Annotated in this window: 17 protein-coding genes; 13 read left to right on the forward strand and 4 right to left on the reverse strand. The window is 73.5% G+C overall.

What is annotated here, in order from left to right; genetic code table 11:
• Nucleotides 1–177: 177 nt before the first annotated feature.
• The 3 genes from AB0P06_RS12950 (at nucleotide 178) to AB0P06_RS12960 (ending at nucleotide 2,479) form a co-directional block, all read left to right on the forward strand.
• Nucleotides 178–795 carry an SAV_6107 family HEPN domain-containing protein gene (locus AB0P06_RS12950; RefSeq protein WP_363607299.1) on the forward strand — a complete coding sequence of 206 codons (618 nt, stop codon included), beginning with the start codon at nucleotides 178–180 and terminating at the stop codon, nucleotides 793–795.
• Nucleotides 796–906: 111 nt separating this feature from the next.
• Nucleotides 907–1,659: a methyltransferase domain-containing protein gene (locus AB0P06_RS12955; RefSeq protein ID WP_363607300.1), complete on the forward strand. Its 753-nt coding sequence runs from the start codon at nucleotides 907–909 to the stop codon at nucleotides 1,657–1,659.
• A 433-nt stretch (nucleotides 1,660–2,092) separates the two neighbouring features.
• On the forward strand, nucleotides 2,093–2,479 hold the full coding sequence (locus AB0P06_RS12960) for a DUF3040 domain-containing protein (protein WP_363607301.1): 387 nt from the start codon (nucleotides 2,093–2,095) through the stop codon (nucleotides 2,477–2,479).
• A 116-nt stretch (nucleotides 2,480–2,595) separates the two neighbouring features.
• Here AB0P06_RS12960 and AB0P06_RS12965 read toward each other — a convergent pair whose 3' ends face one another.
• The 4 genes from AB0P06_RS12965 to AB0P06_RS12980 form a co-directional block, all read right to left on the reverse strand.
• Nucleotides 2,596–5,046: a transglutaminaseTgpA domain-containing protein gene (locus tag AB0P06_RS12965; RefSeq protein WP_363607302.1), complete on the reverse strand. Its 2,451-nt coding sequence runs from the start codon at nucleotides 5,044–5,046 to the stop codon at nucleotides 2,596–2,598.
• Entirely contained in the window at nucleotides 5,043–6,365 is a 1,323-nt protein-coding gene (locus tag AB0P06_RS12970; RefSeq protein ID WP_363607303.1) for a DUF58 domain-containing protein, read from the reverse strand. Before AB0P06_RS12970 ends, AB0P06_RS12965 begins: the two co-directional genes overlap by 4 nt.
• Before the next feature lies 1 nt (nucleotide 6,366).
• Nucleotides 6,367–7,332 carry a MoxR family ATPase gene (locus AB0P06_RS12975; RefSeq protein ID WP_363607383.1) on the reverse strand — a complete coding sequence of 322 codons (966 nt, stop codon included), beginning with the start codon at nucleotides 7,330–7,332 and terminating at the stop codon, nucleotides 6,367–6,369.
• A gap of 404 nt (nucleotides 7,333–7,736) precedes the next feature.
• On the reverse strand, nucleotides 7,737–8,279 hold the full coding sequence (locus AB0P06_RS12980) for a carbonic anhydrase (protein ID WP_363607304.1): 543 nt from the start codon (nucleotides 8,277–8,279) through the stop codon (nucleotides 7,737–7,739).
• 568 nt (nucleotides 8,280–8,847) lie between these two features.
• Between AB0P06_RS12980 and rsmH the strand changes: the two genes are divergently transcribed.
• The 10 genes from rsmH (at nucleotide 8,848) to AB0P06_RS13030 (ending at nucleotide 21,548) form a co-directional block, all read left to right on the forward strand.
• Complete coding sequence (rsmH, locus tag AB0P06_RS12985; RefSeq protein WP_363607305.1) at nucleotides 8,848–9,822, forward strand: 16S rRNA (cytosine(1402)-N(4))-methyltransferase RsmH; 975 nt, start codon at nucleotides 8,848–8,850, stop codon at nucleotides 9,820–9,822.
• Between the two features lie 73 nt (nucleotides 9,823–9,895).
• The gene (locus AB0P06_RS12990; protein WP_363607306.1) at nucleotides 9,896–10,408 is read left to right on the forward strand and encodes a cell division protein FtsL; all 513 of its coding nucleotides are present in this window, start codon (nucleotides 9,896–9,898) and stop codon (nucleotides 10,406–10,408) included.
• Complete coding sequence (locus AB0P06_RS12995) at nucleotides 10,405–12,588, forward strand: penicillin-binding transpeptidase domain-containing protein (protein ID WP_363607307.1); 2,184 nt, start codon at nucleotides 10,405–10,407, stop codon at nucleotides 12,586–12,588. The genes AB0P06_RS12990 and AB0P06_RS12995 overlap by 4 nt, the downstream gene beginning before the upstream one ends.
• A 93-nt stretch (nucleotides 12,589–12,681) precedes the next feature.
• Entirely contained in the window at nucleotides 12,682–14,247 is a 1,566-nt protein-coding gene (locus tag AB0P06_RS13000) for a UDP-N-acetylmuramoyl-L-alanyl-D-glutamate--2,6-diaminopimelate ligase (protein ID WP_363607308.1), read from the forward strand.
• The gene (murF, locus tag AB0P06_RS13005) at nucleotides 14,244–15,647 is read left to right on the forward strand and encodes a UDP-N-acetylmuramoyl-tripeptide--D-alanyl-D-alanine ligase (RefSeq protein ID WP_363607309.1); all 1,404 of its coding nucleotides are present in this window, start codon (nucleotides 14,244–14,246) and stop codon (nucleotides 15,645–15,647) included. Before AB0P06_RS13000 ends, murF begins: the two co-directional genes overlap by 4 nt.
• Complete coding sequence (gene mraY / locus AB0P06_RS13010) at nucleotides 15,647–16,708, forward strand: phospho-N-acetylmuramoyl-pentapeptide-transferase (protein WP_363607310.1); 1,062 nt, start codon at nucleotides 15,647–15,649, stop codon at nucleotides 16,706–16,708. Before murF ends, mraY begins: the two co-directional genes overlap by 1 nt.
• The gene (gene murD, locus AB0P06_RS13015; RefSeq protein WP_363607384.1) at nucleotides 16,705–18,138 is read left to right on the forward strand and encodes a UDP-N-acetylmuramoyl-L-alanine--D-glutamate ligase; all 1,434 of its coding nucleotides are present in this window, start codon (nucleotides 16,705–16,707) and stop codon (nucleotides 18,136–18,138) included. Before mraY ends, murD begins: the two co-directional genes overlap by 4 nt.
• A gap of 262 nt (nucleotides 18,139–18,400) precedes the next feature.
• Nucleotides 18,401–19,666, forward strand: coding sequence for a putative lipid II flippase FtsW (gene ftsW / locus AB0P06_RS13020; protein WP_363607385.1), 1,266 nt, complete (start codon nucleotides 18,401–18,403; stop codon nucleotides 19,664–19,666).
• Between the two features lie 6 nt (nucleotides 19,667–19,672).
• A complete protein-coding gene (gene murG / locus AB0P06_RS13025; protein ID WP_363607311.1) occupies nucleotides 19,673–20,779 on the forward strand; it encodes an undecaprenyldiphospho-muramoylpentapeptide beta-N-acetylglucosaminyltransferase in 1,107 nt (368 codons plus the stop codon).
• A complete protein-coding gene (locus tag AB0P06_RS13030; protein ID WP_363607312.1) occupies nucleotides 20,772–21,548 on the forward strand; it encodes an FtsQ-type POTRA domain-containing protein in 777 nt (258 codons plus the stop codon). The genes murG and AB0P06_RS13030 overlap by 8 nt, the downstream gene beginning before the upstream one ends.
• The last annotated feature ends 388 nt before the right edge of the window (nucleotides 21,549–21,936 follow it).

Below are 21,936 nucleotides of genomic sequence, written 5' to 3' on the forward strand. Positions count from 1 at the left end.
GCACGCCCACCCGAATCACGCCCACCCGCACGCCCGGACGTACGCCCGCGCGCACACCTGTGCGCCCGCACGGCGAGTGGCCGCGCCATCGCTCGCGACCGCGTTGTCAGTGGTCCGGTTCACGATGGAGGAGCACGGGCCACCCGGCTCGCGCGCTGCCTCGGACCGGGGGAGACCATGACCATCAGCCACCCTGAGCCCGTCACCGCCCGCCTCCACCCCGCCTCCCACCCACCGGCCTCCCCCCAGCCCGCCGCCCGTCCGGGCCGCGGGGACGTCCACCCCGTGCCGCGCCGGGCCGCCGCCCCGCCGGCCGCGCTGGACCTGCTCGCCGACGCCCACCGCACGCTCGACCGCGCCCGCGCCCTGGAGGACCCGCTGGAGCGGTACGCCGCCGCGCATCTCGCCGCGCTGCGCACCGTCGCGGCCGTGCTCGCGGTGCGCGGGCGGCCGGAGAAGAGCCCCCGGCGGCGCAAGGCCATCCGCAGCGCCTGGGAGGTGCTGCCCGAGGTGGCGCCGGAGCTCGCCGAGTGGGCGGTCTACTTCGCGGCCGGCGCCCGCCGCCGGGCCGCCGCCGAGGCCGGGATCAGGGGCGCCGCCTCCGCCCGCGACGCCGACGACCTGATCCGCAACTCGGCCCTCTTCCTGCGCCTGGTCGAGCGCCTGCTCGGCCTGCGCCCCGCGCCGCCCGCCCCGAGGCTGCCGCTGGACGACGACGGCGGCGGCAGCGACAACGGCGGTGCTGACGGCGGTGCCGACGACGACGGCGGTGACCGCCCGGCCCGCCGCCGGTGACCGGCGGCGCGGCCCGGTCCGCGGCCGACGGCCGGCGGCGCGGCCCGGCCCGTCGGCCCGGACTAAGGTGGAGGCATCCTGATCGATCTGCATGTGCCGAGGAGCCCCGCCTTGTACCCGACGCGTCCCCGCAGCGCCCTGCGTACCGCCGTGGTGTGGGAGGTGGTCCGCACCGCCCTGGAGAAGCGGGCGGCCGAGCTGGACCAGCCCGTGCTCGACGTGGTCGACACCGGCGGCGGCACCGGCAACTTCGCCGTGCCGGTCGCCCGGCTCGGCCACCGGGTCACCGTGGTCGACCCGAGCCCCGACGCCCTGTTCGCGCTGGAGCGGCGGGCCGCCGAGGCCGGTGTCACCGACCTGGTCCGCGCCGTCCAGGGCGACACCCAGACGCTCCCCGAGCTGGTCGCGCCGGGGACGGTCGACGCGGTGCTCTGCCACGGCGTGCTGGAGGTCGTGGACGACCCGGCCGAGGCGCTCGGCAGCCTGGCCGGCACCCTGCGCCGGGGTGGCCTGGTCAGCCTGCTGGCCGCCAACCGCAACGGCGCGGTGCTGGCCCGCGCGCTCGCCGGCCACTTCACCGAGGCCCGGACGGTGCTGGGCGCCGCGGACGGCCGCTGGGGCGAGAACGACCCGATGCCGCGCCGCTTCACCGGCGAGGAGCTGGGCCGGCTGGCCGACGGCGCCGGTCTGCGGGTGGAGTCGGTGCACGGTGTCCGGGTCTTCGCCGACCTGGTGCCCGGTGTGCTGGTGGACACCGAGCCGGGCGCGCTGGAGGCGCTGCTGAAGCTGGAGGAGGCCGCCGCCGGGCAGCCCGCCTTCCACGCCGTGGCGACCCAGCTGCACGTCCTGGCGACGCTGGCCTGACCCCCGGCGGAGACGTTTCGCACACCCGCCCCACACACCCGCTCCGCAGAGGTTTCGCACACCGTCCGCCGGGTGTCCGGCGGCGGTTCGCCCACCGGTCTCCTGCCGGTCGTCTCCGAAGGTCCCCAGGTCTCGGCCGATTCCATCGGATCGGGCACTTGTCCGGGGTGTGCGGCGTTGGGCACAGTGCGGCCGGGACCGGTCGGGGTGGCCCGGCCCACGCGAAGCCGACCACCCCGTAACAGGTCCGTGGACCGTATGATCTGGGTAAAGCCGGAAAGCATGACAGCCGGACGCATGGGGCATATGGACGACACGGGTCGGGTCCCCCCGCACAGGCGTCCGACCGCGTGCCCTGATGGCTGATTGGACTTGCCTCCCCGACCGGGGCGGCGGACCGGTCGCACCCGCGACCGACGAGTAGGAGGACTCCGTGCCGCTCTCGGAGCACGAGCAGCGACTGCTCGACCAGATGGAGCGAGCGCTGTATGCCGAAGATCCCAAATTCGCGTCGGCGCTTGAGGGAACCGGGCTGCGCACCTACACCCGCCGGCGGGTCTACCTGGCCGTCGGGGGATTCGTGGTGGGCATCGGCCTGCTGATGGGCGGAATGGTCGTCCCCGACCAGATCTGGGTCAGCATCGTCGGGTTCCTGGTGATGCTGGGGTGCGCGGTCTTCGCCGTGACGGGCTGGCGCCGTGGTCCGGCGAGCCAGGGCTCCGGCCCCCGGCCGGCCGCCGCGCCGCGCCGCAAGGCCGGGATGATGGACCGGGTCGAGCAGCGCTGGCAGCGCCGCCGGGACGAGCAGAGCGGGCTCTGAGCCGAAGGGCCGGAGCCGTCGGGGCCCGCGGTTGAACGGTCACACCTGGAACAGCCGCCGAGGGCGGGCAGTCGGACCGACTGCCCGCCCTCGGCGTTCCGTCCCGGGGGCGTCCCTCAGGACTCCCCGGACTCCCCGCCGCCCTTCCGGCGCCGTAGCCCGCCCCAGGCCCGGCGTACCGGCCCGGTGACCGCCCCGGTCACCCGGGAGACCCGGCCACGGACGGCGAGCCGGGCGGCCAGCACGGCGTCGGAGATCCGCCACGACAACTGGGCCGAGGACGGCGGCAACAGCATCGCCCTGGTCCGGCCGGTCCGGCCGGCTCCGGCCCACAGGCCGTCCCGGGCGGTCCGGACGTCCGCCGCCAGCGGCGCGGCGATCCGGGCGTCGCGGGCGTAGAGCACCCGCTCGGCGGCCAGCGCCACCCGCCCGGCGGCCGCCGCCGAGGCCTCGTCCAGCTCGGCGGTCTCGGAGATCCGGCGGGCGGCGGACCTCGGGGTGCGCGACTCGTCCGGCGGGATGCCGAGGTCCCAGGCCGAGTCGACCAACTCGTCCCAGGCGGCCAGCACCTGTTCGTCGGTCAGCTCCGCGGGCCCGCTGCCGCCCGGCCGGCGGCGCCCGCCCGGACCGATCCGGCGCCGGCGCAGCATCGTCCGCCAGAACATCGGGGTGAGCAGCAGCGCGATCAGTACCAGGACCCCGGCGAGGGTGCCCAGCACCTGCCAGGACAGCAGCCAGGACTCCTCGTGGGCGCCGGCGGCGGTCTTCTTCCGGTCCTCGCACTCGCCCAGCCGACGCAGCCTGGGGTCGCAGTCGCTGCCGACGGAGGGCGCGGCCACCGGGGCCGTGCTCTGCGCGGCGGCGGTCGGCTGCTGGGTCGGAGCGGTGGCGGGGGCGGAGACCGGGTCGGCGTAGCTGGGCTGCACGCCGCGGCTCTTGGTGGGCTCGAAGCGCGTCCAGCCGAAGCCCTCGAAGTACAGCTCGGGCCAGGCGTGGTACTTCTGCCCGGTCACCGAGAACTGGTTGCCGCCCTTGGCGTCGCCGGGGGTGAAGCCGACCGCGACCCGGGCGGGGATCTTCAGTGTGCGGGCCATCGCCGCCATGGTGGAGGCGAAGTGGACGCAGAAGCCCCTGCGGTCCCGCAGGAAGGTCTCGATCGCGGAGCTTCCGGTGCCCGGCTGGATCTTGGTGTCGTAGGTGAACTCGGGACCGGTGAACCACGACTGCAGGGCCAGTGCCTTGTCGTACGGGGTGCGCGCCTTCGCGGTGACGGCCAGCGCCTTCTCCGCGACGACCGGGGGCAGTTCCCTGGGCAGCTCGGTGTAGTGCTCGACGATCTGGGCCGGGGCGGCGGGCGCGGTGCGCAGCTCCGTGGCGGTCGGCCGTACGTCCAGGGCGCTGACCTGGTACTTCAGGCCCTTGATCGCCTTGTCCTTGGTGGGCTGCACGGTGTCGGTGAGGGCGTCCACCTGCCAGCTGTCGGGGTTGGGGACGGTGATGCTCCTGGCCGGGTAGGGCACCGGCAGCCAGGCCGACTCCAGCCGGTCGGTGACCTCGAAGTCGCCGTCGATCGTGGGGAGGTCGGCGTCGGTGAGCCCTGCGGGGCGGGGGAGGTTCTTGAGGTCGCCCAGCCCGGTGCTCACGAGCTTCCACGAGGCGCCGTCGAAGGTGTCCAGCGAGCCGGTGCGCAGGTAGGTGGACTGGGCCTGGTCGCCGTCCATGCGGTAGTTGAGCAGCACCTCGTCGCTGGGGCTGTTGAACGCGGCCTCCAGCGTGACCAGCGGGTCCAGGCTGGCCGCGCCCCCGGAGCCGGAGCCCTTGCCCGAGCCCGGGCCGGACGTGCCGTGGATCAGGCCGGCGTCCCAGCGCGGCAGGAAGACCGGCAGCAGCAGGGCCAGCGCGAGGGCCAGTACACCGACCCGCTGGCCGCCCTGGCTGAGCGCGCCGGTGCCCCCGGTGCCGCGCGAGCTGCCGCGGAAGACCCGGCCCCAGCGGGAGACCCGGTCCTGGCCCTCGGCGAAGAGCAGCACCAGGTAGCCGCCGGCCGCCAGTGCGAACCAGATCCAGCTGCCGCCGCTGCCGGCCAGGCCGTTGCCGACCGAGTACAGGGCCAGCAGGGGCAGCCCGGCCAGCGCCGAGCGCCGGTAGGTCACCGCGACGGTGTCCACCACGACGGCGATCAGCCCGACGGAGGCGACCAGGATGAGTCGCAGGCCCGGGTTGGGCGGCGCCGGGATGGCGTACTCCTGGATGTTGTCCAGCCCGGTGCCGAGGACCTGGCCGAGGGCGTGCACCGACCGCGGCCCGGGCACGACGCCGCCCCACACGGCGGTGGAGCCGGCGAAGCCGACCAGCAGCAGGACGAACAGGACGAGGAGCTGCCCGAGCGGCACCGTCCAGCGGTAGAAGGGCGTCCGGCGCAGGCCTGCGCCGACCGCCGCGACCGCCGCGATCACCACGAAGGCGTTGATGATCCAGCTCTTGGTGGTGAGCAGCGGGGTCAGGCAGAGCGCGGCCAGTGCGGTGGCCAGCGCCGAGTACACGGTCAGTTTGGCCCGGGTGGTCACGCGCCGGCCTCTTCTCGGTAGGGGGAGGACGCCTTGGCCCGGTCGGCGGCCTGCCAGAGGTCGGGGGCGGAGTCCCCGGCGCGGACCGGCAGCACCGTCCAGCCGGCCTCGCGCAGCTGCTGGACGCGGGCGCGGAACTCGTCACCGCCGGTCTCGGGGGCGAGCAGCCGCAGGCCGGCCCAGGTGTCGGTGTCGAGCAGGAAGACCACGGCGCCGCCGGTCCGGCCGCGCAGCCGGGCCAGCCGGGCGGTCTGGGCCTCGTCCAGCTCGCCGAGGACGGCGACCAGCAGGCCCTCGCCGGAGGCCCGCAGCGGTTCCTCGGCGCGGGAGAGCCCGCCGCCGTCGGAGAGGTCGACCACCGCGAGCGCGTCCAGGATCAGACCGGAGGCGTCGGCCGCGGTGTTGCCGCCGCCGGCGGCCGGGCCGGGCACGCAGTGGCCGGTGTCGGTGAGCAGCCGGGTCTGGTAGCCGCGTTCCAGCAGGTGGACGGCGACCGAGGCGGCGCAGCCGACCGCCCACTCGAAGGAGGACGCGGGGCCGTTGCCCCGGTGGCCGACCTCCCGGGTGTCCAGCAGGACGCTGGCCCGGGCCTTCTGCGGCTGCTCCTCGCGCCGCACCATCAGTTCGCCGTACCGGGCGGTGGACTTCCAGTGCACCCGGCGCAGGTCGTCACCGGGCCGGTACTCGCGCAGGATCACGTCGTCGTCCCCGGCCAGCGCGAGGGTGCGGGTGTGGCTCTCGCCCTGGCCGGCCCACTCGCCGCTCAGCCGCACGTGCGGCAGGGGCTGCGCCTGCGGGACGACGGTCAGGGTGTCGGAGGCGGTGAAGGAACGGTTCAGCTCGCACATCCCGAACGGGTCGGAGAGGCGCAGCTGGAGCGGGCCGAGCGGGTAGCGGCCGCGCAGGTCGGAGCGGACCCGGTAGGAGACCTCGCGGTTGCCGCGCGGCTCGACCCGGTCCAGGACGAAGCGCGGGCGCGGCCCGAGTACGTACGGGACCTTGTCCTCCAGCAGCAGCAGGCCGGTGGGCACCCGGGAGACGTTGTCGACCCGCAGATGGACCCGGGCCTCCTGGCCCGCGGTGGCGCGGCGCGGGCTGAGCCGGCGGCCGCTGGCCACCCGGTAGCGGGTGCTGGCCAGCAGCAGCGCGGCCGCCAGCGGCAGCGCGGCGAGCAGCACGCCCACGCGCAGCAGCGCGTCCTGGTCGAGGAGGTAGGCGCAGACCACCGCGGTCAGCCCGGCGGCGAGGAAGGAGCGGCCCCGGGTGGTGAGGCCGCGCAGGCCGGCGCGCAGGCCTGACGGTGCGTCGGACGGCCCCACCTCAGCCCCTCCGGACGGCCGGGCTGCCCTGCGGGCGCGGCAGCGGCAGCCGGGCGACCAGGTCGACCACGATCTGCTCGGCGGTACGGCGGCTGAGCTGGGTCTCCGCGGTCGGCATCAGACGGTGGGCGAGCACCGGGACGGCGAGCCGCTGGATGTCGTCCGGGGTGACGTAGTCGCGTCCGTCCAGGGCGGCGGCGGCGCGGGCGGCCCGCACCAGGTGCAGGGTGGCGCGCGGCGAGGCGCCGAGCCGCAGCTCGTGGCTGCTGCGGGTGGCGGCGACCAGGTCGACGGCGTAGCGGCGGACCGGCTCGGCGATGTGCACGGTGCGCACCAGCTCGATCAGCTTGAGGATGTCGGCGGCGTGCGCCACCGGCTGGAGGTCCTCCAGCGGGCTGGCACCGGCGTGCACGTCGAGCATCGCGAGCTCGGCCTCGGTGCTCGGGTAGCCGATCGAGATCCGGGCCATGAAGCGGTCCCGCTGGGCCTCCGGGAGGGGGTAGGTGCCCTCCATCTCGACCGGGTTCTGCGTGGCCACCACCATGAACGGCGAGGGCAGTTCGTAGCTGGTGCCGTCGATGGTGACCTGCCGCTCCTCCATCGACTCCAGCAGCGCGGACTGGGTCTTCGGCGAGGCCCGGTTGATCTCGTCGCCGACCACGATCTGGGCGAAGATCGCGCCCGGGCGGAACTCGAAGTCGCGCTGGTGCTGGTCGTAGATGTTGGTGCCGGTGACGTCGGAGGGCAGCAGGTCCGGAGTGAACTGGATGCGCCGCACGGTGCAGTCGACGGACCGGGCCAGCGCCTTGGCGAGCATGGTCTTGCCGACGCCGGGGACGTCCTCCAGCAGCAGGTGGCCCTCGGCGAGCAGGACGGTCAGCGCGATCCGGACGGCCTCCGGCTTGCCCTCGATCACGCTCTCGATGTTGGCGCGCACCCGGTCGACGACCGCGCCGAGCTCGGGCAGACCGGCCGGGTGGGATTCCCCGGTCCGCCGGCCGCCTCCCGCACGACCTTCGAGACCGGCCTGATCGTTGTAGCTCGTCACCCGTTCGCTCCCTGGCACGCTGTGCCCGCCTCACCCCGAGACCGGCCCCCACCCCATGCTTGACGCGGCCCCTCCGGGAGCGGTTCCGAACAGGGAGCCGGTGCCGGGGTACGGCCTGCGGCCTGGCCGCCCCAGGTGGTTCGGGGTCAGACCGGCAGGCGCATTCTCCCCCGGGCGGTGGCCAGAAGTCACCATCCGGCCCGGAAGCACCGGGGAAGCGGTCAGGGGCGGAGCGGAAGCGCTCCGAGACGGTACGGGCGGACGCCCGGCGGGGCCCGGGCGACGCTGGCCGGGCCTGGACGTGGCCGGTGGGACGGGAGGGGTCAGCCGATCTCGCGGAGCAGCCCGGTGTGGACGTCGAAGACGAAGCCGCGCACGTCGTCCGTGTGGAGCAGGAACGGCGAGGTGCGGACCCGCTGCATGGACTGCCGGACGTCGCTGTCGAGGTCGGTGAAGGCCTCCACCGCCCACTGCGGGCGCTGGCCGACCTCCTGCGCCAGCTCGCGGCGGAAGTCCTCGGTGAGGCCCAGCAGGCCGCAGCCGGTGTGGTGGATCAGCGCGATCGAGCGGGTGCCCAGGGCGCGCTGACTGATGGTGAGCGAGCGGATGGTGTCGTCGGTGACGACGCCGCCGGCGTTGCGGATGACGTGGGCGTCGCCGAGTTCGAGGCCGAGCGCCGCGAACAGGTCGAGCCGGGCGTCCATGCACGCCACCACGGCGATCTTCTGGACCGGACGGGCGTCCATGCCCCCGTCGCGGAAGGTCACCGCGTACTCGCGGTTCGCCGCCACGAAGCGGTCGATGATGGTCGGCTTGGCGGAGCCGGCAGCGGCGGTCGGCGTGGGCCGGTCGGGGGTCACTGTCATGCTGGAGACGTTAGTGCGATTTCCGCGCTCGTGGTGGGGTGGGGGGCTACAGAGCGGGCGGCTGTGACCGAGCGCATATCCACAACGCGGCAGGTCCCGGAGGTGCTGGTCAGGGCGTTCTGACCCCATTCGTCCGGATTCCCGGAGGCCCGGCGGGCCGGTGTGCGGGGCAGTCCCGCGCGCCTCCGGGGCTGCGCCGACGGCGGTCCGCCCCGGCGCTCGCGACCTGCGGCGATCCGTACCGCCGCCCGGGTGGTGCGCCGGAGCGGGCCATTGACTGACCGGGTGCGCGCGATAGAGTTGCCGCGCAGTGGAGCACACCCGCCGGACCCCGTCAACCGGGCCTTTCCGGCCGGTGCCGCGGTCGACGCGGCCCGTGGCCTCCACCCGCTCCGTGCCACCTGGCGCACCTTCCCCGGCGCCGGGCGGTCACGACCTTCCCCTTGAGCGGGCGGGGACCACGGGCCGCGTCACGGCCCCATGCGTCGGCTCCGGTGCGCGGTGGGCCAAAATGGTCGGAGCTCCCGGACATCGGGCTGCTTCGCACCGAGGAAGGGCGCCACCGCGCATGAGCACCAACGATCCGGCCCCCAAGCACGTCCCTGTGATGCTGCAGCGGTGCATGGACGCGCTGGCCCCGGCGATCTCGCGGCCGGGCGCCGTGGTGGTGGACGCCACCCTCGGCCTCGGCGGGCACAGCGAGGCCCTGCTGACCCAGTTCCCGGACGTCCGGCTGGTCGCGGTGGACCGTGACCCGGCCGCGCTGAAGCTCTCCGGCGAGCGCCTCGCCCCGTTCGGCGACCGGGCCACCCTGGTGCACGCCGTCTACGACGAGATCCCCGAGGTGCTGGAGCGGCTCGGCATCGCCGAGGTGCAGGGCATTCTGTTCGACCTCGGCGTCTCCTCGATGCAGCTGGACGAGGCGGAGCGCGGCTTCGCGTACGCCCAGGACGCCCCGCTGGACATGCGGATGGACCAGACCCGCGGCCTGAGCGCGGCCGAGGTGCTGAACACCTACAGTCACGGGCAGCTGGCCCGGATCCTCAAGGTCTACGGTGAGGAGCGGTTCGCGGGCAAGATCGCCTCGGTGATCGTGCGGGAGCGCGAGAAGGAACCGTTCACCACCAGCGCGCGTCTGGTCGATCTGGTACGCAACGCCATCCCGGCCGCCACCCGGCGCACCGGCGGGAACCCGGCCAAGCGCACCTTCCAGGCGCTGCGGATCGAGGTCAACGGCGAGCTGGAGGTGCTGGACCGCGCGATCCCGGGGGCGCTGGACGTGCTGGCGCTGGGCGGGCGGATCGCCGTGATGTCCTACCAGTCGCTGGAGGACCGTCTGGTCAAGCAGTACTTCGCGGCCGGGGCGACCAGCAGCGCCCCGCCCGGGCTGCCGTTCATCCCGGAGGAGCACCAGCCCTGGCTGAAGCTGATCACTCGCGGTGCCGAACTGGCTACCGAGGAGGAGATCGAGGAGAACCGGCGTGCCGCGCCCGTGCGGCTGCGGGTGGCGGAGAGGATCAGGGACCGAAGCACCCGGGGCTGACCAGGCTCCGGGGCGGTCCGAAGGGCGGAGGAAGAGCGTGGGGCCGGTGGCCGGAGGCGGGGCGGGGAGAGCAGTGCTCCCCGGACAGGGCGGCAGGGCGCGGATCACGGTCCGGCCGGGGCGGCGCTCCCGGGGGCGGACGCCGTTCGCCGTCCTGGTGGTGGTCCTGCTGGCGGCGGGGATGCTCGGGCTGCTCGCGCTGAACACCGCGCTCAACGAAGGCTCCTTCGAGCTGTCCAAGCTGCAGCGGCAGACCACGGTGCTCACCGACGAGCAGCAGGGCCTCCAGCACCAGATCGACCAGAGCTCCGCGCCGGACGCGCTCGCGCGCCGGGCCGGCGAGCTGGGCATGGTGCCGGCCGGCGGGATGGCCTTCCTCGATCTCCAGAACGGTGGCACGGTGATCGGCAAACCCGGTCCGGCCCAGGACAGCCCCCCGGTGAAGCGGTCCACCGCCGAACCGTGGCCGGGCAGGCAGCCCGCGCCGAGTGCGCAGCAGAGCGCCCCGGCGCCGGCGGCCACCGTCGGTGACGGCACCGTCCAGATCAACCCGGCGCCGCCCGCGAGCGGAGGTGCGGGCCGATGAGCACGCCCCGACAGCCCACCGGCGGCACGGGCGGCCGGCGGCCGCCCGCCCCGCGCGGCCAGTCCGGCAAGGCCCAGTCCGGCAAGGCCCAGCCCGGCAAGGCGCAGCCGGCCAAGCCCCAGTCCGCGCGGTCGAAGCAGCCCCCGAAGACCCAGGCGCCCAAGGGGCAGCCCCCCAGGGCGCAGCAGCCGTCCGCCGCGAGGACGCCCCGGGCCCCGCAGCAGCGCCGCCCGACGGCCCGGGGTCAGGCGGGCGCCAAGCCGCGCCCCAGGCCCCGCCCGCCGCAGCGGCCGAAGGGGATCCGGCTGGCCGACCCGCGCCGCCGGCTGCGGGTGATCACCGTCGTGATGTCGCTGGTGTTCTCGGTGTTCGCCGGCCGCCTGGTCCAGCTCCAGCTGCTGGACTCGGACGCGCTGGCCGCCGACGCCAACACCAACCGCTACCAGAGCATCCCGATCACCGCCGAGCGCGGCTCGATAACGTCCGCCGACGGCGTGGCGCTGGCCACCACCGTCGACGCGTACGACATCACCGCCGACCCGGCCATGTTCACCCCGGCGTCCTCCGGGATCCCGGACGCGCCGGAACAGGCGGCCGCGCTGCTGGCACCGATCCTCGGCCTGCCCAAGGAGAAGATCGCCGCCGACCTGCACACCCCCAAGACGCGCTACAAGCGGCTCGCCGCCCAGCAGACCCCGGACACCAAGAACCAGATCAGCGACCTCAAGTCGAGCCTGGAGAAGAAGGCGAACTCCAAGGCCTGCCTGGCCCAGAAGCGGCTGCTGAACAAGCCGGCCGAGGAGGGCGGGCGGACCAGGGTGGACAACGAGTGCGCCAACCCGCTGGCCGGGGTCTTCAACCGGGACACCCAGAAGCGGGTCTACCCCTCGGACGGCCTCGCCGCCAACCTGGTCGGCTTCGTCAACGCCGAGGGCGAGGGCGCCGGCGGCCTGGAGCAGCAGTACCAGAAGCAGCTGGCCGGCAAGGAGGGCCACAGCAGCTACGCCCAGGCGGGCGGCCGGCTGGTGCCCACCGCCGGGGGCTCGCTGGACCCGGCCGTGCCCGGCACCGACCTGCGGCTGACCATCAACCGGGACATCCAGTGGGCCGCCCAGCGGGCCATCACCGACCAGGTCGCCAACTCCGGGGCGGAGAAGGGCTATGTGATCGTCCAGGACGTGAAGACCGGTCAGGTGCTGGCGATGGCCTCCTCGCCCGGCTTCAACCCCAACGACCTGAGCACGGCCAGGTCCTCCCAGCTCGGCAACCCCGCGCTGCAGGACGCGTACGAGCCCGGCAGCACCGCCAAGCTGATGACCATGGCCGCCGTGCTGGACTCCGGCAAGGCGACCTGGGACACCAAGGTCACCGTCCCCAACCGGCTGGTCCGGGCCGGCCAGGAGTTCAAGGACGACATCGACCACAGCACCTGGTACCTGACGCTGGCCGGGGTGCTCGCCAAGTCCTCCAACATCGGTACCATCGAGGCCGCCGAGACGCTCGGCGCCGACCAGGCCGAGGCCAACCGGATCCTCGACGGCTACATGCGCAAGTTCGGCGTCGGCGAGCCCACCGGTCTCGGCTTCCCCGGGGAGACCGCCGGAGGGCTCAAGAAGCCGGAGGACCTGGTCGCCTCGGAGAAGTACAACATCTCGTTCGGCCAGGGCCCGCTGACGGTCAACGCGCTGCAGGCCACCTCCGTCTACTCCACGATCGCCAACGGGGGCGTGCGGGTGGCGCCCAGCGTCGTCCAGGGCACCACCGCGCCCGACGGGAAGTACACCCCGGCCGCGCCCGGCGCGGAGTCCCGGGTGGTCAGCGAGCAGACCGCCAAGACCCTCACCGAGATGCTGGAGTCGGTCGTCTCCGACGAGCAGGGCACCGGCGGCAAGGCGGCCATCCCCGGCTACCGCATCGCGGGCAAGACCGGTACGGCCAACCGGGGGGCGGCGAACGGCAAGGGCTACGACGGCTACACCGCGTCCTTCATCGGCTTCGCCCCCGCCGACGCTCCCCGGGTGACCGTCTCCTGCGTGCTCCAGGGCCCGGTCAACGGCCACTTCGGCGGCCAGCTCTGCGGTCCGGTGTTCAAGCAGGTGATGGAGTTCACCCTGAAGACCCTGCAGGTGCCGCCGAGCGGTAGCGAGGCGCCCAAGCTGGCCGTCGAGTGGAAGCCGTGATCGACCATGAGCAACGAGCGGGCGGGGTGGGACGACGGCGCGGCGAGGGCCCGGTTTGGCCCTGGACACCCTTCGGCGGATAGCCTTCCCGCCGTGCCGAAACCCGATCAAATCACCGTGAGCCCGCCCCGCCCGGCCGAGACGGCCGCCCTGCCGCTCGCCGAGCTGGCCCGCCTGCTGGGCCTCGCGCCCGTCGAGGGAGGCCCGGTCACCGGCGTCACCCACGACTCCCGCGCGGTGCGCCCGGGCGACGTGTACGTGGCCTTCCCGGGCGCCAACCACCACGGCGCGGCCTTCGCGGCCCAGGCCGCCGCGGCGGGCGCGGTGGCGCTGCTCACCGACCCGGCCGGCGCCGAGCTGGCGGCCGGCACCGGCCTGCCGCTGCTGGTGGTCGACCGGCCGCGGGCCCGGATGGGCGAGCTGGCGGCCGCCGTCTACGGCCGGCCCTCCGAGCGGCTGCTGATGCTCGGGCTGACCGGTACCAACGGCAAGACCACCACGTCCTACCTGGTCGAGGGCGGCCTGCGCGGCGCCGGGCGCAACCCCGGGGTGATCGGCACGGTCGAGATGCGGGTCGGCAGCGAGCGGATCAAGAGCGAGCGGACCACCCCCGAGGCCACCGACCTGCACGCGATCCTCGGCGTGATGGGCGAGCGCGGCGCGGACGCGGTGACCATGGAGGTCTCCAGCCACGCGCTGGTCTTCGGCCGCACCGACGGGGTGACGTACGACGTCGCCCTGTTCAACAACCTCACCCCCGAGCACCTCGACTTCCACCCGGACATGGAGGACTACTTCCAGGCCAAGGCCCGGCTCTTCCAGCCCGGCAAGTCCCGGCGCGGCGTGGTCAACCTGGACGACCAGTACGGGCGCAGGCTGGCCGCCGAGGCGAAGATCCCGGTGGCCTCGTTCTCCGCCAACGGCGCGCCCGAGGCCGACTGGCGGGCCGTGGACGTCCAGCTCGGCCCGGTGGGCTCGACCTTCCGGGTGCTGGGCCCCGACGGCGCCGAGGCCGACGCCGCCGTCCCGCTGCCCGGTCCGTTCAACGTCGCCAACGCGCTGGCCGCGATCACCGTGCTGGTCACCGCCGGGCTGCCGCTGGAGCAGGCCGTCGCCGGGATCGCCGCGGTGCCCGGGGTACCGGGCCGGCTGGAGCGGGTGGACGCCGGACAGCCGTTCGTCGCGGTGGTCGACTACGCGCACAAGCCCGACGCGCTGCAGGCCGTCCTCGCCTCGCTGCGCGAGGTCACCAAGGGCCGGCTGCACGTGGTGGTCGGCTGCGGCGGCGACCGCGACCCGCACAAGCGCGCCCCGATGGGCGCCATCGCCGCCAGGCTGGCCGACACCGCCCTGCTGACCAGCGACAACCCGCGCAGCGAGGACCCGGTGGCGATCCTCGCCACCATGCTGACCGGCGCCGCCTCGGTGCCGGAGGCCGAGCGCGGGGCCGTCCTGGTCGTCCCCGACCGCGCCGAGGCGATCCACCTCGCGGTGGCCCGCGCCCAGGCCGGGGACACCGTGCTGGTGGCCGGCAAGGGCCATGAGCTCGGCCAGTACGTACGAGACGAGATCCGCCCCTTCGACGACCGGGAGGTGCTGCGCGAATCCATCACGCAGACCACGGCCGCCCGGGGCACCGGAGGAGTAGAGCAGCCGTGATCGCACTGACCCTGGCCGAGGTGGCCGCAGCAGTCGGAGGCACCCTGGACGGCGCCGACCCCGCGACCCCGGTGACCGGCCCGGTCGAGGTCGACTCCCGCAAGGTGCGCCCCGGCTGCCTGTTCGCGGCCTTCGCCGGCGAGCACGTGGACGGACACGACTACGCGGAGCGGGCCGTCGCGGCCGGCGCCGTCGCGGTGCTGGCCTCCCGGCCGGTCGGTGTGCCCGCCGTGCTGGTCGACAGCGTGGTGGACGCGCTGGGCAAGCTGGCCCGGACCGTGGTCGCCCGGGCCGAGGCGACCACCGTGGTGGCGCTGACCGGCTCGGCCGGCAAGACCAGCACCAAGGACCTGATCGCCCAGCTGCTCCAGCGCCTGGGCGACACCGTCTACCCGCCCGGCTCGCTCAACAACGAGATCGGGCACCCGATGACCGCGCTGCGGGTCGAGCCCGGCACCCGGCACCTGGTGATGGAGATGGGCGCCCGGCACAAGGGCGACATCGAGTACCTCACCTCGATCACCCCGCCCCGGATCGGCCTGGTGCTGAACGTCGGCACCGCGCACGTCGGCGAGTTCGGCTCCCAGGAGGCGATCGCCGAGGCCAAGGGCGAGCTGGTCGAGGCACTGCCCGCGGACGGCGCCGCGATCCTCAACGCCGACGACCGGCTGGTGCGCGCGATGGCGGACCGGACCAGGGCCAGGGTGGTGCTGTTCGGGGAGTCGCCGGACGCCCACGTCCGCGCACAGGATGTTCGCCTGGACTCCACCGGACGGCCATCGTTCACGCTGACCACCCCGGCCGGTTCCGCACCCGTGCAGCTGCGCCTGTACGGTGAGCACCACGTCTCGAACGCCCTCGCCGCCGCAGCGGTGGCGGTGGAGCTCGGGATGTCCGTCGACGACGCCGCCGAAGCGCTGAGCGAGGCGGGTGCGCTGTCCCGCTGGCGCATGGAGGTCGTCGACCGGGCCGATGGTGTCACCGTCGTCAATGACGCCTACAACGCGAACCCCGACTCGATGCGGGCCGCGCTGCGGGCGCTGGTCTCGATGGGAGGGCGCGGTCCGGAGCGCCGCCGTACCTGGGCGGTGCTCGGCGAGATGCGGGAGCTCGGCGAGGAAAGCCTGGCCGAGCACGACGCCATCGGGCGGCTCGCGGTCCGGCTCGACGTCACCAAGCTGGTGGCGGTCGGCGGGCGTGAGGCGGCCTGTATGGAACTGGGCGCTAGGAACGAAGGTTCGTGGGGTGAGGAGTCGGTGCTGGTGTCCGACGCGGACGCGGCGGTCGAGTTGCTGCGCAGTCAGCTGCGGCCGGGGGATGTGGTCCTGGTGAAGGCGTCCCGTTCGGTGGGGCTGGAGAAGGTGGCCGAAACGCTGCTCGCGGACGGTGCGGCCAACTGATGAAGCAGATCCTCTTCTCCGGCATGATCGGCCTGGTCCTGTCGCTGCTCGGCACCCCGGCCCTGATCAAGCTGCTCGCCAAGCACGGCTACGGCCAGTACATCCGTGACGACGGCCCCAAGGCCCACCACAGCAAGCGCGGCACGCCCACGATGGGCGGTATCGCCTTCATCCTGGCGACGCTGATCGCCTACTTCGCGACCAAGGCGATAACGGGCGAGACCCCGACCGCCTCCGGTCTGCTGGTGCTGTTCCTGACGGTGGGTCTGGGTCTGGTCGGCTTCCTGGACGACTACATCAAGGTCGTCAAGCGCCGCTCGCTCGGCCTGCGGGCCAAGGCGAAGCTGTTCGGCCAGTCCTTCGTCGGCCTCGCCTTCGCGATCCTCTCGCTGCAGTTCGCCGACGACCGCGGGCTCACCCCGGCGTCCCAGCACCTCTCCTTCGTACGGGACTTCAGCTGGTCCGTCGGCCCGGTGCTGTTCGTCATCTGGGCCTACTTCATGATCGCCGCGATGTCGAACGGCGTGAACCTGACGGACGGTCTGGACGGCCTGGCCACCGGCGCCTCGGTGATGGTCTTCGGCGCCTACACCTTCATCGGCGTCTGGGAGTACGGCCAGAGCTGCGCCTACTCGATCTCCGCCACCGCCAACTGCTACGACGTCCGCGACCCGCTGGACCTCGCGGTGGTCGCCGCCGCCCTGATGGGCTCGTGCTTCGGCTTCCTCTGGTGGAACACCTCGCCGGCCAAGATCTTCATGGGCGACACCGGCTCGCTGGCCCTCGGCGGCGCCCTGGCCGGCCTCGCGATCTGCTCGCGCACCGAGATGCTGCTCGCGCTGCTCGGCGGCCTCTTCGTGATCATCACCCTGTCGGTGATCATCCAGGTCGGCTCGTTCCGGATGACCGGAAAGCGCGTCTTCAAGATGGCGCCACTGCAGCACCACTTCGAACTCAAGGGCTGGAGCGAGGTCCTGATCGTGGTCCGGTTCTGGATCATCCAGGGCCTCTGCGTGGCCGTCGGTCTCGGCCTCTTCTACGCGGGATGGGTGACCGGATGACCGACCTCGCCTGGGCCGGACTGCCGGTCACCGTCGCCGGGCTCGGCGTCTCCGGCATCAGCGCCGCCCGCGTGCTGCGCGGCCTCGGCGCCCGGGTCACCGTCGTGGACGGCGGCTCCGGCGAGGGCCTGAAGGCCCGCGCGGACGAGCTGGAGCAGCAGGGCGTCACCGTCCGCCTCGGTGACGGCGACACTCTGCCCGAGGGCACCCGGCTGGTCGTCACCTCGCCCGGCTGGCCGCCCAGCAGCCCGCTGTTCGCCGCCGCCGAGGCGGCCGGCGTGGAGGTCTGGGGCGACGTCGAACTGGCCTGGCGGCTGCGCAAGCCGCTGGAGTCCACCGGCGAGCCCGCCCCCTGGCTGGCCGTCACCGGCACCAACGGCAAGACCACCACCGTCCAGATGCTCGCCTCGATCCTCACCGCCGCCGGCAGGCGCACCGCCGCCGTCGGCAACGTCGGGGTCTCGGTGCTGGACGCGGTGCTCGCCGAGGAGCCGTACGACGTGCTCGCCGTCGAGCTCTCCAGCTACCAGCTGCACTGGGCTCCCTCGCTGCGCCCGTACTCGGCGGCCGTGCTCAACCTGGCGCCCGACCACCTCGACTGGCACGGCTCGATGGAGGCGTACGCCGCCGACAAGGGCCGGATCTACGAGGGCAACGTCGTCGCCTGCGTCTACAACCTGGCCGATCCGGCCACCGAGGCGCTGGTCCGCGAGGCCGACGTCGAGGAGGGCTGCCGGGCGATCGGTTTCGGCCTCGGCTCGCCCGGCCCGTCGAACTTCGGCGTGGTGGACGGCCTGCTGGTGGACCGGGCCTTCGTGCCGGACCGCGCCAAGAGCGCCGCCGAGCTGGGCTCCGTCGAGGACGTGAACCCGCCGGCCCCGCACAACGTCGCCAACGCGCTCGCCGCCGCCGCGCTCGCCCGGGCGTACGGCGTCGAGCCGGCGGCCGTCCGTGAGGGCCTGCGGGCCTTCCGGCCGGACGCCCACCGGATCGCCGAGGTCGGCGTGGTCGGCGGGGTCACGTACATCGACGACTCCAAGGCCACCAACACCCACGCCGCGGCGGCCTCGCTGGCCGCCTACCGGCCGATCGTCTGGATCGCCGGCGGACTGGCCAAGGGCGCCACCTTCGACGACCTGGTCCAGGGCGCGGCCGAGCGGCTGCGCGCCGCCGTGCTGATCGGTGAGGACCGCGCGCTGATCCGCGAGGCGCTGGCGCGACACGCGCCGGATGTCCCGGTGATCGAGGCGGCCGAGGGCCAGACTGGCGCGGTGGCGATGGCCGAAGTGGTTCGTACGGCCGTGTCACTCGCCCAATCGGGTGACACGGTGCTGCTGGCCCCGGCCTGCGCCTCGATGGACATGTTCACCAACTACGGCGAGCGCGGCGACCTCTTCGCCGCCGCCGTCCGGGAGCTGGCGGACAGCTGAGCGCACGGCTCGTGAGTCGAAGGGCCGCGCCGGTGTCGAGAGGGATGGAGCGAGGAGGCCCTGAGGTACGAGGGGTCTTGGAGCGACGACCGTCGGCACCGGATCCGAGCGGCCCGGAGGCGAGCGAGCCACAGAAGAGGGAGAGCAGGGCGTGGTGGCGGGTCAGGGCAGGGAGGGCGGCTCCGGTGCGCCGGAGCAGGGCGCCGCCAACCCGTGGCGGGTGATCTCGGCCACTACGACCGCGTACAAGTCCGCCGGCCCGGTGGCCCGGGTGCAGGCCTTCCGGGCCCGGCTCCGGTACGCCCTGGACCGCCCGCTCACGCCCTATCTGCTGATCATCGGCTCGACGCTGCTGCTGGTCGTGCTCGGCCTGCTGATGGTCTTCTCGGCCTCGCAGATCCTCGCCCTGGGCCAGCACCACTCGGCCCAGTACTACTTCCTCAAGCAGCTGATCGCCGCCCTGCTGGGCCTGGTGCTGCTGATCGGCTTCGCCTCCGTGCCGCTGGCGGTGCTGCGGGTGATCGTCTACCCCGTGATGTTCGGTGTGATCGGCGCGCTGGCCCTGGTCGCCATCCCCGGGATCGGGATGGAGATCAACGGCAACCGGAACTGGCTGGATTTCGGCTTCTTCCAGTTCCAGCCGTCCGAGTTCGCCAAGCTGGCCCTGGTGCTCTGGGGCGCGGACCTGCTGGCCCGCAAGCAGAAGGCCGGCACCCTGAGCCAGTGGAAGCACCTGCTGGTGCCGCTGGTGCCGGGCGCGCTGCTGCTGCTCGCGCTGATCATGGTCGGCGGGGACATGGGCACCTCGATGATCCTGGTCGCCATGCTGTTCGCGATGCTCTGGATGGTCGGCGCCCCGCTGCGGCTGTTCGTCGCCACCGTCGGCGTCGCCGTCGTGGTCTGCACCGCGCTGGTGGTCACCGTGCCGCACCGGGCCGAGCGGCTCGGCTGCATCGGCGTCACCAAACTCGATCCCGAGGGGGCCTGCTTCCAGGCCCTGCACGGCGTCTACTCGTTCGCGCTCGGCGGTCCGTTCGGTTCCGGCCTCGGTGCCGGCGTCGAGAAATGGGGCCAGCTGCCCGAAGCGCACACCGACTTCATCTTCGCCGCGACGGGCGAGGAACTCGGTCTGGTGGGGACGCTGTCGGTGATCGGTCTCTTCTCGGCACTAGGCTACGCGGGTATCCGTGTGGCCATCGGTACGAAGGATCCCTTCGTCAGGTACGCCGCGGGAGCCGCCACCACCTGGATCATGGCGCAGGCCATGATCAACCTGGGGTCGGCGCTGGGACTGCTGCCCATCGCGGGCGTCCCGCTCCCGCTGTTCTCCTACGGCGGTTCCGCCATGCTGTCGGCCATGTCCGCGATCGGTGTGCTGCTCTGCCTCGCACGCAGCACCTCGGGCGCGAAGGCGGCCCTGGCCGCCCGGAGCAAGAACTCCCGGATCAGGAGACGACTGGCCCGGGTGCTGCCACGACGACGAACCACAGCGCGCCCGGCCCCGCGGCCGGCACGCAGGGAGCGGTGAATTTCGGTGCATGTCGTACTCGCCGGCGGGGGGACCGCCGGTCACATCGAGCCGGCCCTCGCCCTCGCGGACGCCCTCCGCAGGCACGACCCGTCCATCGGGATCACCGCCCTGGGTACCGAGCGCGGTCTGGAGACGCGGCTGGTACCCGAGCGCGGCTACCATCTGGAGCTGATCCCGGCCGTCCCGCTGCCCCGCAAGCCCACTCCCGAGCTGATCACCGTCCCGGGCCGGCTGCGCGGCACCGTCCGGGCCGCCCAGGAGATCATCGAGCGGGTCAACGCCGACGCCGTGGTCGGCTTCGGCGGCTATGTCGCGATGCCCGCCTACCTGGCCGCCAAGCGGGCCGGGGTGCCGATCGTGGTGCACGAGGCCAACGCCCGGCCCGGTCTGGCCAACAAGATCGGGGCCCGCTACAGCGACTTCGTCGCCGTCTCCACGCCGGACAGCAAGCTGCGCGACTCCCGGTACATCGGCATCCCGCTGCGCCGGACCATCGCCACTCTGGACCGCAACGCGGCGCGCCCGGAGGCCCGGCACTACTTCGGCCTCGACCAGCGGCTGCCCACCCTGCTGGTCTCCGGCGGCTCGCAGGGCGCGCGCCGGCTCAACGAGACCGTGCAGACCATCGCGCCGCGCCTCCAGCAGTACGGCGTGCAGATCCTGCACGCGGTCGGCCCGAAGAACGAGCTGCCGCAGGTGGACGACATCCCCGGGATGCCGCCGTACCGCGCGGTGCCCTACGTGGACCGGATGGATCTGGCCTATGCCGCCGCCGACCTGATGCTCTGCCGGGCCGGCGCCATGACGGTGGCCGAGCTGGCGGCGGTCGGTCTGCCCGCCGCCTTCGTCCCGCTGCCGATCGGCAACGGCGAGCAGCGGCTGAACGCCCAGCCGATGGTCAAGGCGGGTGGCGGTCTGCTGGTGGACGATGCCGAGCTGACCCCGGACTGGGTGCTGCAGAACGTGCTGCCGGTGCTCACCGACCCGCAGAAGCTCTGGGACATGAGCCGGGCCGCCGCCGAGTTCGGCCGCCGGGACGCCGACGAGCTGCTGGTGGGCATGGTGTACGAGGCGATCGAGGCCGCCCGAGGTGGTCGCCGCCGTGGCTGACGGCCGGCTCGCCGATCCGCTGGACGAGGAGCTGGAGGCCGAGGAGTCCGCTCCCCGGCTCCGGCTCTCCCGGCGGGGCATCGTGGTGCTGGGCGTGCTCGGCGCCACGGTGCTGGGCGTGCTGGCCTGGCTGGTGTTCTTCTCCTCGGTGCTGGACGTGCGCAACGTCTCGGTCCAGGGGGCGGAGGACGAAAAACTGACGGTCGACCAGGTGCGGGCAGTGATCGGCGGGGTCGGTGACGGCCCGCTGGCCCGGGTGGACCTGGACGACGTCAGGCAACGGGTCGAGGCCATCCCTCGGGTGGCCAGGGCCGAGGTCTGGCGGGGCTGGCCGCACACCCTGCGGGTGAAGGTCACCCAGCGCAAGGCGGTCGCCGCTGTCAAGGGGGAAGACGGCCAGTTCACCCAGGTCGACGCCACCGGAGTGAGCTTCGCCACCGAGCCGGCCGCCCCCGAGGGGGTACCGGTGGTGGAACTCCAGCTCGGTCAGCCGGCCCTGGACGCGGGCGGGGTGATCACCCGTCCGCAGTTGGTGCAGGGCGCGGTGACGGTGGCGGCCGGCCTGCCGGCCGAGGTGGCGGCCCGGGCCGGCGCGGTGCTGGTGCACTCCTACGACGACATCCAGCTGCAGCTCAGCGGGGGTGCCACGGTTCGCTGGGGGAGCCCGGAGCAGACCGACCGAAAGGCCCGGGTGCTGGTGGCGCTGATGAACCAGAAGGGTACGAACTACGACGTCAGCGCTCCTGAGGCGCCGGCGGTGTCGGGATGATCCGGTAGGTTCTCTGCCACAAGGGTGCGCGGAGCGCGCCGCCGAAAAGGTGGCGGTGGGCGACGGGCGGGCTTGACGCTTTTCGGTGTCGGCCCGACCCTTGGTGGTCACCCCCGGTTTCGTTAGCCGGCCGATGATCACATAGGCTCAAAAGAAAAAGGGAAGCTCGGCGTGTTCGTTGAAACACGTGCCTGGAGCCACCTAGTGTCCTGTGTCACCAGACTGTGTCCCTTGGTGATGTGACGGAGACACAGGACTAACCCTAAAGGTCAAGTTTAGGGTTGGGGTCGGCGGTCGGCATTTCGGACATTCAGTCAGAAACCAGGCTCCCTACCCATCGACATCCGTCGGTACGGCACCCCACGGGGTCCGGGCCGACCCGGAAATT

This window comes from Kitasatospora sp. NPDC088351 (assembly GCF_040685575.1).
Classification (GTDB): domain Bacteria; phylum Actinomycetota; class Actinomycetes; order Streptomycetales; family Streptomycetaceae; genus Kitasatospora.

Excerpts from the sequence above, each read along its gene's own strand:
- AB0P06_RS12950 (WP_363607299.1), top strand. The coding sequence starts at position 178 with ATGACCATCAGCCACCCTGAGCCCGTCACCGCCCGCCTCCACCCCGCC.
- AB0P06_RS12980 (WP_363607304.1), bottom strand. The coding sequence starts at position 8,279 with ATGACAGTGACCCCCGACCGGCCCACGCCGACCGCCGCTGCCGGCTCC.
- rsmH (WP_363607305.1), top strand. The coding sequence starts at position 8,848 with ATGAGCACCAACGATCCGGCCCCCAAGCACGTCCCTGTGATGCTGCAG.
- AB0P06_RS12995 (WP_363607307.1), top strand. The coding sequence starts at position 10,405 with ATGAGCACGCCCCGACAGCCCACCGGCGGCACGGGCGGCCGGCGGCCG.
- mraY (WP_363607310.1), top strand. The coding sequence starts at position 15,647 with ATGAAGCAGATCCTCTTCTCCGGCATGATCGGCCTGGTCCTGTCGCTG.
- murD (WP_363607384.1), top strand. The coding sequence starts at position 16,705 with ATGACCGACCTCGCCTGGGCCGGACTGCCGGTCACCGTCGCCGGGCTC.